Annotated in this window: 17 protein-coding genes; 11 read left to right on the forward strand and 6 right to left on the reverse strand. The window is 65.4% G+C overall.

All coding sequences use genetic code 11. From position 1 onward, the window contains the following. Positions 1-7 precede the first annotated feature (7 nt). Positions 8-1384 carry a DUF445 domain-containing protein gene (locus tag CGK93_RS02025; RefSeq protein WP_089593381.1) on the reverse strand — a complete coding sequence of 459 codons (1377 nt, stop codon included), beginning with the start codon at positions 1382-1384 and terminating at the stop codon, positions 8-10. A gap of 50 nt (positions 1385-1434) precedes the next feature. On the opposite strand from CGK93_RS02025, the gene CGK93_RS02030 reads away from it, so the two are divergent. From CGK93_RS02030 to CGK93_RS02045, 4 genes are read left to right on the forward strand one after another with little or no spacing between them, the layout of a single operon-like run. After that, the gene (locus tag CGK93_RS02030; protein WP_089593382.1) at positions 1435-2322 is read left to right on the forward strand and encodes a glycerophosphodiester phosphodiesterase; all 888 of its coding nucleotides are present in this window, start codon (positions 1435-1437) and stop codon (positions 2320-2322) included. A gap of 36 nt (positions 2323-2358) precedes the next feature. Beyond that, on the forward strand, positions 2359-2793 hold the full coding sequence (locus CGK93_RS02035) for a DoxX family protein (RefSeq protein ID WP_089593383.1): 435 nt from the start codon (positions 2359-2361) through the stop codon (positions 2791-2793). Next, a complete protein-coding gene (locus CGK93_RS02040) occupies positions 2790-3557 on the forward strand; it encodes an AzlC family ABC transporter permease (protein ID WP_089593384.1) in 768 nt (255 codons plus the stop codon). The genes CGK93_RS02035 and CGK93_RS02040 overlap by 4 nt, the downstream gene beginning before the upstream one ends. Then, positions 3554-3865 carry an AzlD domain-containing protein gene (locus tag CGK93_RS02045; RefSeq protein WP_089593385.1) on the forward strand — a complete coding sequence of 104 codons (312 nt, stop codon included), beginning with the start codon at positions 3554-3556 and terminating at the stop codon, positions 3863-3865. Before CGK93_RS02040 ends, CGK93_RS02045 begins: the two co-directional genes overlap by 4 nt. On the opposite strand, the gene CGK93_RS02050 is transcribed toward CGK93_RS02045, so the two are convergent. Continuing rightward, on the reverse strand, positions 3862-4398 hold the full coding sequence (locus CGK93_RS02050; protein ID WP_198318329.1) for a DUF5684 domain-containing protein: 537 nt from the start codon (positions 4396-4398) through the stop codon (positions 3862-3864). The two genes, CGK93_RS02045 and CGK93_RS02050, sit on opposite strands and share 4 nt — an antisense overlap. Before the next feature lie 87 nt (positions 4399-4485). After that, on the reverse strand, positions 4486-5115 hold the full coding sequence (locus tag CGK93_RS02055) for a TetR/AcrR family transcriptional regulator (RefSeq protein WP_089593386.1): 630 nt from the start codon (positions 5113-5115) through the stop codon (positions 4486-4488). 92 nt (positions 5116-5207) lie between these two features. Here CGK93_RS02055 and CGK93_RS02060 point away from each other — a divergent pair, with 92 nt between their 5' ends. The 6 genes from CGK93_RS02060 (at position 5208) to CGK93_RS02085 (ending at position 9283) form a co-directional block, all read left to right on the forward strand. Continuing rightward, a complete protein-coding gene (locus CGK93_RS02060; protein WP_089593387.1) occupies positions 5208-5540 on the forward strand; it encodes a thiamine-binding protein in 333 nt (110 codons plus the stop codon). A 40-nt stretch (positions 5541-5580) separates the two neighbouring features. Then, positions 5581-6252, forward strand: coding sequence for an O-methyltransferase (locus CGK93_RS02065; protein ID WP_089593388.1), 672 nt, complete (start codon positions 5581-5583; stop codon positions 6250-6252). Next, entirely contained in the window at positions 6252-6749 is a 498-nt protein-coding gene (locus tag CGK93_RS02070) for a GNAT family N-acetyltransferase (RefSeq protein WP_089593389.1), read from the forward strand. The genes CGK93_RS02065 and CGK93_RS02070 overlap by 1 nt, the downstream gene beginning before the upstream one ends. Before the next feature lie 103 nt (positions 6750-6852). Next, a complete protein-coding gene (locus tag CGK93_RS02075; RefSeq protein ID WP_089597112.1) occupies positions 6853-7176 on the forward strand; it encodes a BatC protein in 324 nt (107 codons plus the stop codon). Continuing rightward, the gene (locus CGK93_RS02080) at positions 7173-8378 is read left to right on the forward strand and encodes a cupin domain-containing protein (protein WP_442857008.1); all 1206 of its coding nucleotides are present in this window, start codon (positions 7173-7175) and stop codon (positions 8376-8378) included. The genes CGK93_RS02075 and CGK93_RS02080 overlap by 4 nt, the downstream gene beginning before the upstream one ends. Beyond that, positions 8375-9283: a sucrase ferredoxin gene (locus tag CGK93_RS02085; protein ID WP_332460070.1), complete on the forward strand. Its 909-nt coding sequence runs from the start codon at positions 8375-8377 to the stop codon at positions 9281-9283. Before CGK93_RS02080 ends, CGK93_RS02085 begins: the two co-directional genes overlap by 4 nt. A gap of 32 nt (positions 9284-9315) precedes the next feature. Here CGK93_RS02085 and CGK93_RS23745 read toward each other — a convergent pair whose 3' ends face one another. Further along, positions 9316-9471 carry a hypothetical protein gene (locus tag CGK93_RS23745; protein ID WP_198318330.1) on the reverse strand — a complete coding sequence of 52 codons (156 nt, stop codon included), beginning with the start codon at positions 9469-9471 and terminating at the stop codon, positions 9316-9318. Between the two features lie 118 nt (positions 9472-9589). On the opposite strand from CGK93_RS23745, the gene CGK93_RS02090 reads away from it, so the two are divergent. Next, the gene (locus tag CGK93_RS02090) at positions 9590-10510 is read left to right on the forward strand and encodes a spermidine synthase (protein WP_089593390.1); all 921 of its coding nucleotides are present in this window, start codon (positions 9590-9592) and stop codon (positions 10508-10510) included. Here CGK93_RS02090 and CGK93_RS02095 read toward each other — a convergent pair. Both CGK93_RS02095 and CGK93_RS02100 read right to left on the reverse strand, forming a co-directional pair. Further along, complete coding sequence (locus tag CGK93_RS02095) at positions 10493-12247, reverse strand: ABC transporter ATP-binding protein (protein WP_089593391.1); 1755 nt, start codon at positions 12245-12247, stop codon at positions 10493-10495. The two genes, CGK93_RS02090 and CGK93_RS02095, sit on opposite strands and share 18 nt — an antisense overlap. Continuing rightward, positions 12244-14031: an ABC transporter ATP-binding protein gene (locus CGK93_RS02100; RefSeq protein ID WP_232481517.1), complete on the reverse strand. Its 1788-nt coding sequence runs from the start codon at positions 14029-14031 to the stop codon at positions 12244-12246. Before CGK93_RS02100 ends, CGK93_RS02095 begins: the two co-directional genes overlap by 4 nt. Between the last annotated feature and the right edge of the window lie 19 nt (positions 14032-14050).

A 14050-nucleotide genomic window follows, 5' to 3' on the forward strand; every position in this document is an offset into this window, starting at 1 on the left:
CCGGTGACTAGCCGAACAGCAGGTGCGCCACCGTAAAGATCGCGAGCCCGGCCAAGGCACCCACCACGGTGCCGTTGATGCGGATGTACTGGAGGTCCTTGCCCACTTGCAGCTCGATCTTCTGGGACGTTTCCTCAGCATCCCAACGCGCCACGGTGTCAGAGATGACGCCTGCGATGTCCGAGCGGTACGTGTTCACCAGGTAACCCGCCGCGTCTCCGATCCAGGCGTTGACCTTGCCGGCCAATTCGTCGTCGTTGACCAGCCGTGTACCGAAATCGCGGACGGCGCCCTTGAAGCGCTGGCTCAGTTCACTGTGCGGATCGTCGACGGCGTTGAGCAACGCAGTCTTCACGGTTCCCCACGTGCGGGACGCCAGTTCGCGGACCTCGGGGTCGCCGAGGATCTGGGCTTTGATGGACTCTGCGCGCTCGATCATGGCGGGATCATGCTGAAGGTCCTGGGCCAGATCCTTGAGGTAGGCGTCGATCGACTGGCGCACTTGGTGGTTCTGGTCAGACTGAACAGCGCGGACAAATTTGGAGAGCTCCACGTACACCCTGTCGCTCACCAGGCCGTCCACGAACGTGGGCACCCAGAGGGGCGAGCGATCCGAGACCAGTCGGTTGACCGTGGCGTGGTTCGCATCCACCCAGTCGGCGGCGCGGTCAACCAAGAGGTCAACAAGGGTGTGGTGGTGGCCGTCGGCGAAGATCCGTTCAGCCATCCGTCCCACGGGCGGTCCCCATGGCGGGGTGAGCAGGTGCTTACGGACCATTCCCTCGATGACTGCCTGTACGTCGTCGTCGTTCAGGACGGTGAAGGCGCCACGGATGATCGCGCCGCCTTCCTTCGCCACGCGTTCGGCTCCGCCCGGCGCAGACAACCACGTGCCGGCCTTGCGGGCAATATCCATGCTGGCCAGCTTGTCCTGCACGACTTCCTGGGAGAGGAAGTTGCTCTCCACGAAGTCGCTGAGTGATTCGCCGATCTGGTCCTTGCGGCGCGGAATGATGGCCGTGTGGGGGATTTTCAGGCCCATGGGGTACTTGAACAGCGCAGTCACCGCGAACCAGTCGGCCAACGCGCCCACCATTCCACCTTCGGCGGCCGCCCGAACGTATTCCAGCCACGGATACTGCTTCTGGAACGCGAACGCCACGGTGAAGATCACCGCCATGGCGATCAGCAGCGCCAGCGCCAACCGTTTCATACGGAGCAGTGCGGCCGCTTTTTCCATGTCACCTGCTGAAAGGTCGACGGCGGCGCCGCGCCGTGCGCGAGCGGAACCGGCGCGAGTGGAACCTGTGGAATCCGGCCGGTGGGGCAACGGATTGGGGTTGGTGACGTCTTCAGTTGGGATTTGTTCAGAGTTCACCTGCATGAGCCCAGCGTATCCCCCGCAGATGCACGGAGGTGGGCTACCGTGTCTGCATGACTAGCGACGACTTCGCCCCGGGCCGGCCCAAGGTCTACGCCCATCGCGGCGCGAGTGCAGCCTTCGCCGAGCACACCAGGGCGGCTTATCTGCAGGCAATCGCCGACGGCGCCGACGGTGTGGAGTGCGATGTCCACCTGACGCGGGACCAGCACGTGGTGTTGCTGCACGACGCCAACCTGGACCGGACGTCCACCGGCACGGGGCCGGTGGCGGAGCACACGTTGGAGGAGCTCCGCTCCCTGGACTTCTCGTCATGGAAGGGCGCACGCATTCCCGAGGCTTACGGGGGAGTAGCCGATCAGTTCCTGACCTTGCCGGAATTGCTGGACATCCTGCGCGGGGCCGGCCGCGAGATTGGTTTGGCGATTGAGCTCAAGCATCCCAGTCCTTACCGGCTCAAGCTGGAGGACGGGGTGTTGGCCTTGCTGGAAGAAGAAGGCTGGACGCCGGAGGAGTCCCGGCTGGAGAACATCCAAGTCTCCTTCATGAGCTTCGATACCGATTCCGTCCAGCGCTTGCTGCAGAGCGTGCCAAAAGAGCACGTGTGCCAATTGGTGGACGACTTCACGGTGAAGGAGCTCCGGCAGGAACTCGGGCTGGGCTTCCTGACCGGCGGTGCGGTAGCCAACGTCATGCGTGCCACGCAGCTGGAAGCAGAACGTGTTCTGGACGCAGGCGAAGCATCAATTGCCGGCCCGGGTATTGACTACATCAGGGAGCATGCGCGCAACGTGCAGCGCTGGTTGGAAGCCGGGCGTATATTCCGCGTGTGGACTGTGGATTCGGAAAAGGACGTGGCCCTGTGCCAGGGACTTGGAATCCATGAGATCACCACCAACAAGCCGGCGCAGGTCCTCAAGCAGTTGATGGTGTCAAGCTGACTTTGGCGGCCACCCCGCTTGTGATTGAGTGGTCTCATGTCATTTCGCTGGTCAGCACAAGCAACCCGAACCACGTCCGCAGTAGCTTTGAGCGCACTGCTCCTGGCCAGCGCCGCCAAGCACTTTCGCACGCCTAAGTTCTACTACCCGGTGGTGCCGGACTACCTCTGCCGCATCGACGAGCCGGCTGGCCGCCCGAATGGACCGCTGGCAGTCATGTCCCGCGAGGAATGGGTCGCCTCGTCCGGGCTGATCGAGGCGGCTGCCGCCGTCGGGCTTCTGATCCCTGCCACGCGAAAGGTTGCCGCGGATGCCACCACGGCAATGTTCGCTGCATTCCTTGCCGGGCATATAGATGCACTTCGCCGTGCTTATGGTCCCAGCGGCACGGCAGCCGATCGCCGCATCCATACTGTCCGCCTGCCCCTGCAGATTCCGCTGATCCTATGGTCGTGGAGCTTGCGGAAATGAGCGGCAGTGCTGCTCCCGTGAAGCTGAGGGAGTCGCCGGCTTTCAAGGTCGCTGTGTCCCTGAGTATCGCCACGGGCCTCTATGGAGTGTCCTTTGGAGCCCTCTCCGTGGCGTCCGGGTTCGATTTCTGGCAGACCATGGTGTTAAGCCTGTTGCTGTTCAGTGGCGGATCGCAGTTCGCCTTCATTGGTGTTGTGGCAGGTGGTGGCTCCGGAGTGGCGGCCATGACGGCCAGTGCCTTGCTGGGGTTACGCAACGGCATCTACGGCATGCAGATCAACGCGATGCTCCGTCCGGGCGGATGGAAGCGTTATGTTTCGGCGCACATCACCATCGACGAATCGACAGCGACGGCGTCGGGCCAGTCCGATCCCGACGAGCAGCGCCGGGGGTTCTGGACCGCCGGAATCGGTATATTCATTCTTTGGAATATCTTTACTGCCATCGGGGCCCTGGCTGGGGACGCGATGGGCGACCCCAAACAATGGGGTCTGGACGGGGCCGCGGTTGCTGCATTCCTGGCCCTCCTGTGGCCACGTTTGAAGGGCCGCGAGCCCTGGGCCATCGCCGCTGCCTGCGCACTGGCCACCATTCTGGCCGTGCCCTTCGTTCCCTCGGGCGTTCCCATCCTGGTGGCGGCCGTGGTGGCAGGTGTCATCGGGTGGTTCAGCCACGCACGCCTGGACGAAGGACTGGAGCCGGACGTGGATCCCTATGCGGAGAAACACCGGCATGAGAACCCTGGAAACGGCGGCACGAAGTGAATCTGTGGCTATGGATCCTGATTGCCTGTGCGCTGGCATACCTCACCAAGCTGGTGGGCTACTTCGTCCCGGCCAAGCTGCTGGAGAGCCCACGGATCATGCACGTGGCCGGCACCATGACCATTGGCCTGCTGGCCTCCCTGACGGTGGTCAACGCTGTTGCCTCCGGCCAGGGACTGGTCCTTGACGCCCGCATCGGCGCCTTGGCGGCCGCCGCCGTCGCCCTGTGGCTTCGGGCACCGTTCCTGGTGGTGGTGATTTCCGGCGCCGCGGCCGCGGCACTCCTCAGGCTGCTCGGCTGGGGCTAGCGGTACTGCTGGCCATTGGGCTGCTGCACCGGCGGCTGTTGGCCGGGCTGCGCATAGCCCTGCTGGTAAGGCTGCGCATAGCCCTGCTGGTAAGGCTGCGCATAACCCTGCGGGTAGGCCACGAATTGCCGCCCAGCCGCCGGACCCAGGTAGGGAGCGGAACCGTAGGAGAGCATCGGCACGAAGACCACGGGCAAGAGGACCAGTCCCACGGTGTAGCCGGCATCTTTGCCGAATGACTTGGAGAGGTCGTGGAGGGCCACGATGCTGAAGTAGATTCCTGCGAACGGGATCAGGGTCAGCAGGAACCAGTACCACGGGCGCCCGGCGATCTCCATGAGCTTGATGCTGTTGTAGATCGGGACAAAAGCTGCCCACGCAGGGCGGCCTGCCTTCGTGAACATTCCCATGTAGAGCACTCCGACGATCGCAAAGACCACTGCGAAGTAAATGACCATAAGCAGCAGGACCAGGCCGGCTGCCGCAGCGGATTCGGAACCGCTGGATGAGTATGAGCTCAGGGGAATATTCATACGCCCGAGCCTAGTGCCCCACGGGCTGTCCCGCGATGGGCAGGACTCACCATCAAGTGCTGGTAATTTGCGGTTTGACGGCCTCGGCTAGAGAGCCTCGGTCAGGGTCACGCCGGGGATGCCGGACTGTTCCGGAAGCGGCCGGGTCGGGCGCTCGGTCCGGATGGCGTCCTCGACCAAGGCCACAGGACGCTTCCATGCCGCAGAGCCCGGTTCCATGGTGTCCACGGCGCCAATCAGCATGGCCACGAGCCGGACCATGTCCTCGATGGTGATGTCGCGCCGCAAGGAACCCTGGCCCTGGCCCCGCTCAAGGAGGGTGGCCATGGAGCCGATGATGCCGCGGGTGATGCCGATCAGGAGTCCGCGGCGGCCTGCGACGGCGTCGAGGAGGTTCGCGTCTTCGCTGGCTACCTGCATCACGGCATCGATGACGTTGATGAGTCCTTCTGCGGCGTCCATGCCGTCCAGGGCAGTTGCGGCGACGGGGTCTACGTGCTGGCGCAGTTGGCGTGACAACGCGGCGAGGACCAGTTGCTCTTTGTCCGAGAAGTTGCGGAACAGTGTTGCGGGGCCAACTCCGGCGGTGTTGGCAATGGTCTGCAGGGGCACTTCGGGCCCGTGTTCCCGGAAGCATTGCCGGGCGGCGGTGATAATTTTGTCCACATTGCGTGCGGCGTCTGCCCTGAGGGGCTTGCGTTCAGAGGGCTGTTCCATGCTTGTCAGGGTAGCAACGGAGCGACCTTGGCCCGTTGTTACGCGGGAGTAGGCCGTTATATGACAAACCAGTACGTGAAACACTGGATTTTATGTTGCTTGCTTTCTCAGTCGCCCCTTCGGGCCAGCCCGCATCCGCCGCCAACGGCGGACCCACCCCCGACGCTTCCGTGCACGACGCCGTCGCTGCCGCCGTCAAGATCGTCCGCGAATCCGGATTGCCCAACCAGACGGACTCCATGTTCACCACCATTGAAGGCGAATGGGACGAAGTCTTCGACGTCGTCAAGCGCGCCACTGAAGCTGTGGGCCGCTACGGCAGCCGCGTCTCCCTGGTGATCAAGGCCGACATCCGTCCCGGTTACAGCGGCGAACTGACCGGCAAGGTGGAACGACTCGAAGAGGCGATCTCCGCCACGGACTAGATCCTTCCCCAGCGAAGCCGTCGGTGCCAGACTGGGGCCCATGATTGAACACGTGGCCGAGCCCGGTTGGGTCGACGTCGAGCGTTACCTGACTGACGTCGTCGTGCGTCCTGATCCTGCCCACAAGCGGGCCTTGGCGTCCGCCGTCGAGGCCGGCATGCCGGCGATTGAAGTAGCCCCCAACGCCGGCAAGCTGCTCCGGATGCTGGTTCAGATGTCGGGGGCCAGGCGGGTCCTTGAGATCGGAACCTTGGCAGGTTTCAGCAGTATGTGGATGGCACAGGGACTGCCCGACGACGGGCGGCTGGTGACGTGCGAATTCCTCCAAAAGCACGCGGACGTGGCCCGCGCCAACCTTGATGCTGCCGGGGTGGGGCACAAGGTGGACATCCGGGTGGGTGCTGCCTTGGACACCCTTCCCACGCTGGCGGGGCAGGAATCGTTCGATTTTGTCTTCATCGATGCGGACAAGGAAAACGACTCCAATTACCTCGACTGGGCTATCCGGCTGGGGCGGCCTGGCACGGTCATCGTGGTGGACAACGTCATCTGGGACGGCGCCATCCTCGAGCCCGAACGGGACCAGGTCAACGCGCCCGGAATCGTCAAGATGCTGGACATGATGGGCCAGGATCCGCGCCTGGACGCCACTGCCATCCAGACGGTGGGCAGCAAGGGCTGGGACGGTTTCGCGATAGCGCGGGTGCGCTAGTGGATTTCACGCTTCGCCCCGCTACGGTGGACGACGCCGAAGCGATGGCCCTCATGCATGTCCAGTCGTGGCGCGAAAGCTACGGGCACCTGCTGCCCCCGGTGTTTTTCGAGCAAAAGGAAGCGGCGCTGCCCGACCGCATCCAGCGCTACCGGGACTACATCGCGGCGGGTCACGCCAGGATGCTGGCCCACGATCCCGACGGCCTCCTGGTGGGCATCGGCGCCGCAGGCCCGGGCAGGGATGAGGACAGCCCCTGCGAGCGGGAGCTTTTTATGCTCTACACCTTGGAACGCATTCATGGCCGGGGAGTTGGCCAAGCATTGGTGGATGCCTTGATCGGCGATGACCCGGCATACCTCTGGGTCCTGGACCACAACCCGCGCGCCCAGGCCTTCTATCGGCGAAATGGCTTTGTCCCGGACGGCAAGCGGCAACTATGTGATCCCTCCTGGTACTCGCTGCCGGAACATCGCATGGTTCGTCCCGGGCTGTAGCAAGTTCCCACCGCGCGAGCTGTTCCCACAGCTGATTCGTGTGGATATGGTGATCACGGGCGGTATCGATGAAGACCGCCCGGTCCGATTCCCGGGAGGAAGCATGTCTATTCCAGAGCAGGATCCAAGCCAGCAGGAAGGCCTCGCGGACGGTGGTGCGGAAGGCGTCCCCGGCATGCACGACGGCGGTGCCGACGGTGGTGCCGACGGCGGCGCAGAAGGCCCCGCGGACGGTGGTGCGGACGGCGTCCCCGGCACGCACGACGGCGGTGCTGACGGTGGTGCCGATGGTGGCGCTGACGGTGGTGCAGAAGGCCCCGCGGACGGTGGCGCGGACGGCGTCCCCGGCACGCACGACGGCGGTGCTGACGGTGGTGCCGATGGTGGCGCGGACGGCGGTGCCGGACAACAGGGCAGCCAGGTTTGAGCTCTACCAGCACTGATTTCCAGGACGCCGGCGCCGTGAAAGGCGGCGGGGTCCTGGAAACACGCTTGATCGACATCGACCAGGAGAAATTCGCCAGTGACGTCTGGGGGAGAACCGCCCTGCTGACCCGCGGTGTCAGCGACTTCTCCGATGTGTTCTCAGCCAGCGCAGTGGACGAATTGGTTTCCCGGCGCGGGCTGCGGACGCCTTTCCTGCGCGTCGCCAAGGGCGGTTCCACGCTTCCTGAGTCCTCCTACACGTCTCCGGCAGGGGTCGGCGCCACCATCTCCGACCAACTTGATGACACGGCGTTGTGGCGCAAATTCGCTGACGGAGCCACCCTCGTCCTGCAGGCGCTGCACCGCACGTGGGAGCCTGTGTCGAGTTTCAGTTCGCGGCTGAGCACTGAGCTTGGCCATCCTGTGCAGGCAAACGCGTACATCACCCCGCCGCAGAACCGGGGCTTCGATGACCACTACGACGTCCATGACGTCTTCGTGCTGCAGATCGAGGGAACCAAGCGCTGGATCATCCATGAACCGGTCCACGTAGACCCGCTGCGAAGCCAACCTTGGACGGATCGCCGCTCCGCCGTCGAAGAGGCCGCTCAAGGCGCGGCGTACATCGACACGGTCCTCGAGCCGGGCGATGTCCTTTACCTGCCACGAGGCTGGCTCCACGCCGCCCAGGCGAAGGGGAAAGTCTCCATCCATCTCACCTTGGGAATCCACACCTGGACCCGCCATGCGTTGGCCGAACACCTGGCACAGGCCGCGCTTGCCGCGCTCTGTGACGATCCAGGGATGCGCCGGTCCTTGCCATTGGGCGTCGACGGACCTGAAGAGGAGATGGCTGCAGTCCGCGAACGTCTCGCGGCCGCTGTCCTTGAAGCCGATACCACGTCCCTTTTCCACCGCGCCCGAAGGGGACAAGGGCGTCCGGCTCCGCTTGGTCCGGTGGCCCAGCTCGCGGCCATTGACGGACTCAGGCCAGAGTCGCTGGTTCGTCTTCGGGAGGCCCTGGAAGCACGGTTTGATGGCTCACGCCTCACCACCCGCGTCGGTTGGCTGGACTTCCCCGAGGAAGATCTGCCGTCCGTGCGGCGCCTGCTGGAGGGTGGGGATTACCTCGCGGCGGACATCGGCCTGGAACTGGCCGGGAGGTTGTTGCGCGCAGGAGTTCTTGTCCCTGTCGCACAATGACATCCCCGGCGGCCGCAACGGGACGCTTCTTCTGCGCGGAAACTGCCCGGGTGCGCGGCGACTCGATGGCAGGCACAGCGTCACCCGGCCTCGTCTGGGTCCTCATTGAGTACCGGGGCGCGTGGCCGCCCAACGGCTTTGACGCCCTTGATCTGGAGGCGGGGACCAAAGCGCTCGTCATCACTGCCGCGCGGACGGCAAATGCGCGGATTCTCCTGGTGCGGCGGCCCGGCCCTCGACGCCGCCCGGGTCCGGGCAGATGGGCCGTACTTCGCCATGAAAGCGCCGGCGCCTATCGACAGCACTGGGGAACGTGGGAGCGGGATGAGGACCTCGCCGGGATAGTTTCAGCCCTGGCATCTCCCGGGGAGCCCGGTTTTCCCCCGGTCATCATGGTCTGCGCCCACGGTCAGCACGACCCCTGCTGCGCAGTGTGGGGTCGCCCCGTGGGACGTGCACTCAGCGAGCGGTGGCCGGAGTTGGTGTGGGAGTGCTCCCACGTTGGCGGTGACAGGTTTGCGGCCAACGTGGTGATCGCTCCGGACGGCGTGTATTACGGAGGGCTCGACGCCGGGTCCGCCGTGGCCACCGTTGAGGAGCACTTCGCCGACCGTATCCACGCCGGGTATCTACGTGGCTATACGGATCTTTTGCCGCCCCAGCAAGCCGCGGTGGTGGCAGTGCTGGGGCAGTTCGGTCCTGCCGGCCGGCAGGATTTTGTGGTCACTGGGACCTTGCGGGAGGGCGACCACTGGCGCATCCAGATCACTGGCCGGCCGCCCCATCCGGCGCATATCGAGGTGGAATTGCGGGCCAGCCACGCACCGCAGAGGCAGCTGACCTGCCGGGCGCCGGCGGAGGGCTCGGTCATCGTCTACGAAACCCTTTCCATCCGCATAAACTGACACGTGCGGACCGCAGGCACCAACTGCCAGATCTAGCGCGATTCCGGATCATCGGGCGGATCCATGTCCAGCGGCGAATCGAGGAGGCCCGGTGGTTTGGGCACGCGGGCCAGCAGCAGGCAGACCACCGTCAACCATGCGACGGCAACGGTCAACACCTCCGCCCACACCGATGCTCCGAGTTCCATGTAGAGATCATAGGGCTCCAGAGGCCGTAAAGGTAAGTAGCCTTACCTTCGATGTGACCGTTCGGAGTAATGTGGCGCTCCACTAGGCTTGAAGCATGACTCAAGCAGGGCTGAAGTAGTGGCGAAACGCGGCAAACCCAACAGGTCCCAGAGGTCGACGACGGGAGTCGTCGAGGTGCCTTCCGGCACCCGTCCTGATGGTCCGGTCGCGGGGGTCTACTACATCGATACCGGCGACTGCGAGCTCATCCCGGACCAGGACAACTCCAACGGCTGGCTGCTGAAGATCAACGGTGTGATGAGCTCCCACATTGACCTCGCGGATCCGCTGTTCCTGGATTTTGAGTACATGCGCTGGATCGCTGCCTTGGTGGAGTCGCGTTGGCCGCCGGAGCAGAAACCGAAGCTGCGGGCCTTGCACCTCGGCGGGGGAGCCTGCTCCATGGCGCGCTACTTCCACGCCGCCTACCCGGAAGCCCGGCAGGTAGTGGTGGAACTGGACGGCAAACTGGCCGATTATGTGCGCGGATGGTTCGACCTTCCCAAGGCGCCGTTGTTGAGGCTCCGGGTGGGCGAAGCCCGGCAGGTCACTGAATCCCTCACCCCGGACACCCGGGACCTCATCATCCGCGACGTCTTCGCCGGTGCCTTCACGCCCCGTGCGCTGACCACCCGCGAATTCACGGCGCATGCCGACGCGGTGCTTGCCCCCGACGGCCTGTACGTGGTCAACTCCGGGGACGCTCCTGACCTCAAGAATGCCCGGGCAGATGCCGCGACCATCGCGGATACGTTCGAGCACACCATGATCATCGCGGACCCTGCCATGCTCAAGGGCCGCCGTTACGGCAACATGATCATGGCCGGCAGCCACGAACCTTTCGGAGATGACCCCACGCTGGTCCGCAAGCTCCTGGGCGGAGGCGTCCCGGCGCACATCTGGGATGATGCGAAAGTGCGGTCTTTCGCGGCGGGAACCCCGGTGCGGCATGACCCTGTAGCCGTGCCCGCGGCCGAACCCTCAGTTGCGGCTGAGTGAGCTGTTCCACGCCTCCCACAATGTGGCGTAACGGCCCCCGCGGGCCAGCAGTTCCTGATGCGGGCCCGACTCGATAATCCGTCCCTGCTCCATCACCACAACGGTGTCCGCCGACGCTGCTTGTGATAAACGGTGTGCGATTACCACGGACGTCCGGCCCGCCAACGCGGCTTCGGCCGCCTGGTCCAGCATGGTGGCCGAGCCGGTTCCCGCCTCAGCAGTAGCTTCGTCGAGGACCGCGATGGGCGGATCCTTGAGCATGAGCCGGGCAAGCGCCAGTTGCTGTGCTTGTTCGGGGGTGAGCTGGTGGCCGCCGGCGCCTACGGACGTCTCCAGTCCGTCGTCGAGCGTGTTCATCCACGTAGCCCCCACGGCGGCGAGGACGCGCGGGAGTTCTGCGGGGGAAGCGTCCGGCTTGGCAAGCTTGAGGTCCTCGGCCAGCGTTCCGGAGAAGACGTGAACCTCCTGGCTGACCATCGCGACCCTCGAGTGCAGGTCCGCGGGGGCTGCGGCGGCTGAGTCGAGCCCACCCACCCAGGCGGTCCCGCTGTCCGGGTGTTCCAGACCCATGATGACCTTGGCCAGGGTGGTCTTTCCGGCTCCTGAGGTGCCGACGATCGCAACCCGCTCGCCTGGTCGTACTGTGAGCGAGACGCCGTGGAGGGCGGGCCGCTGGCCCGGGTAGGCGAAGGTGACGTTGTCCAGGACGATGCTGGAATCAGGGCCGCGGGAATCGGCGGTTGGGGAGGTCTTGGCCGTTGACATGGTCAGCCCGAACATGCGCCCCAGGCCGGCAGCGGCTTTCTGGAGTTCATCGAACTGCCCCAGGACCAGTCCGATCGGATCGAACAGCCGGTAGAAGTACAGCGCAGCCGCGGTCGCCGCACCAATAGTCACGATGCCCTCGGCGTGAAGCCAGAAGCCCACCGCCAGCACCGCGGACAGGCCTATTAGCTCCGCAAGGTTGAGGCGGTTGTAGAACCGGGTCAGGTAACTGACGCCTTTGAGCGCGTGGCCGATGTTCTCCTGGGAAGCAGCTGCCACCAGCTCCGCATGGCGCGACCCGAGACCCAACGCCAGGACCGACGGTGAGCCATGGACGGTCTCGATGATCTGTTCGGTCCGGTTGGCCTCGGTGATGCGGACGGTCCGGTATATGGGGGCGGTCCGTCTGAGGAACCACCGCAGCGTGAACACCTGCAGGGGTGCGGCGATGAGGACGGCCACTGCGAAGCGCCAGTCGATGACCCCCAGGCCCAGCAACGTGACGGCGATCGTGAAGGCTGCGCTGGTAAACGCGGGCAGCACTCCGGATATGGCCTCGCTGACAGCCTCGACATCGCCGGACACGCGGGCCACGACATCGCCGATGCCCGCCTTTTCGAGCTGTGCCAAGGGCTTTCGGACAGCCGCCGCGAAGACCTCCTCGCGGAGACCGGCGAGGGCTTCCTCGCAGATCCGGGCCAGCAGGTTCTGGCCGAGGATGCCCAGCAGGGCGCCGCATCCGCCCGCAATCAGCAAGCCGATGGCCAGCCACAGCAAGTTCATGATGTCTCCGCCGCTGGCCGCGATGTTGACCATGATGCCCAGGATCGCCGGCGCTGCCAGTCCACAGCAGGCTGCCGCGAGCAGGACGACCACGGTCAAGGCGAGCCGGCCGGGGCGCTGTGCCAACAGGCGCCACATGGCCCGCCGGGTCTCGCGGGGTGTGGCGATGGGCAGGATGTCGGTGCTCATGAACCCACCACCTCGCGGTAGCCGGCGGACGTCGCGAGGAGTTCCCGGTGCGTCCCGGTTTCCGACGCGCCATCGGCACCTCCCACCACCACCCGGTGGCAGACAGCCAACAGTGTGGGACTGGTGGTGACCAACACCAACGCCTTGTCCGGGAAGTTGCGGAGCCCGTCCGCGATCACAGCTTCGGTAGCGGTGTCGACGGCGGTGGTGGGGTCGTGCAGGACCAGCACCGGCTGCCGCTGGTGCAGCGAGCGGCCAAGAACCAGCCGCTGCCGCTGCCCACCGGACAGGCTCTGCCCATGCCCGGTAAGAACGGTTTCGGTGCCTTCCGGCAGTTGGGAAACGAAGTCCCCGACGGCGGCAGCCGCCATGGCGCGTTCCTGCAGGGGGGTATCGGCTGCTGCCACGTTGTCGCGGACAGTGCCGCGGAAAAGGACGCCTTCATGACTGTCGGCGAAGACTTTGGACCGGACATCCAGCGGGTCCAGGTCGGCGGCGTCGTGGCCGTCGATGGACACTACGCCGCGGGGAGCGGGAGTGCGGAAACCAAGGGTGTCCACCAACCGCCTGGCTTGCGAGCCGTCCGGCAGCACCACGCCCACGATCTCCCCGGCGGACGCCGTGAAGGGCGGGAAGGCACTGTTGTCCGGGCTGTCGTGGAGCTCGAGGAGCGGTGCCGGTTCCCCCACGAAGGTGGGCCGTGCTGCTGAGCCGGCTGCCGTCGTCGTGCGTTCTGCTCCGGCGAGGCGGTCCCTGGCGACAGGTGAGGGCACCGCATCCGGTTCCTCGAGCAGCACCGCGATGCGTGCCGCTGAGGCTTGTTTTCGGGCAAGTTCCACGCTGAGGAAGCCCAGTGCGGCCATGGGTCCCTGGACATATTGGGCCACGCCGACAACCGCCACCAGCTGGCCTACCGTGATGCTGCCTTGGACGGCGAACCACGCTGCGAAGAAGGCGATCCCGGCCAGGAACGCAGCAGACAGCGCGGTGCTGGCGCCGTTGTAGGCGGACCTGGCCCGGACGGCCCGCAGCCCGGCCAGCAGTGATGTCCGGCTGGCGGCCTGGTATCGGGTGACGGCTGCTTCCTCGGCGCCGAGGCCCTTGAGGGGGCGTGATCCGGTCACAAAGTCCGTGGCCAGCGCGCCGGCGCGGGCCGCTGAGGACTGTTCCACATCGCTGCGGTCCTCCAATGGCTTGGTGAGCCGCTGCATCACCACCAGCATGACGGGCGTGGCCACCAGGACCGCGATGCCCAGGGGGACCGAAATCAGCAGCAGCGTCACGGCTGAGGTTACGACGCCGGCCGCGGCAGCGAGGCCCCCACCGATGAGCCATGACAGGCCGGCAACCCTGTCTGCGTCGGAGGAGGCGATCGCCACGATTTCGCCGGGTGCACGCCGGGCTGCCATGCCGCGTGGGTGAAGAGTGCGTTCCACCGCCAACTGCCGGAGGTCGTGGGAGCCGTAGAGGAAGGAGCGGTTGGTGGCCAGGGTGCCGATGCGCCAGGAGAGGGCGAGCACCACGAAGACGACGGCCAAGGCGCCAAGCCACCAGAGGAGGGCGCCGGCGTCGTGAGGTGCAATTGCTTTGTCAACGGCGGCGCCGATGGTGGCCGGAACCAGGGCCTCGCTGACCTGATGCAGAATGAACCCGGCGCAGCCCACCAGCAGCAACTTCCAGCGGCCATTGGCCAACAGGGTGAACTTGAACAGACGGGAAGCCGTCCACGGTGTTGGCTTGTTACGCCCGGGTGGGCAGGACGGAATGGCGGAACGGGAGGGCATGCTTACCATAGTAAGGCTC

Source organism: Arthrobacter sp. YN (assembly GCF_002224285.1).
GTDB lineage: Bacteria > Actinomycetota > Actinomycetes > Actinomycetales > Micrococcaceae > Arthrobacter.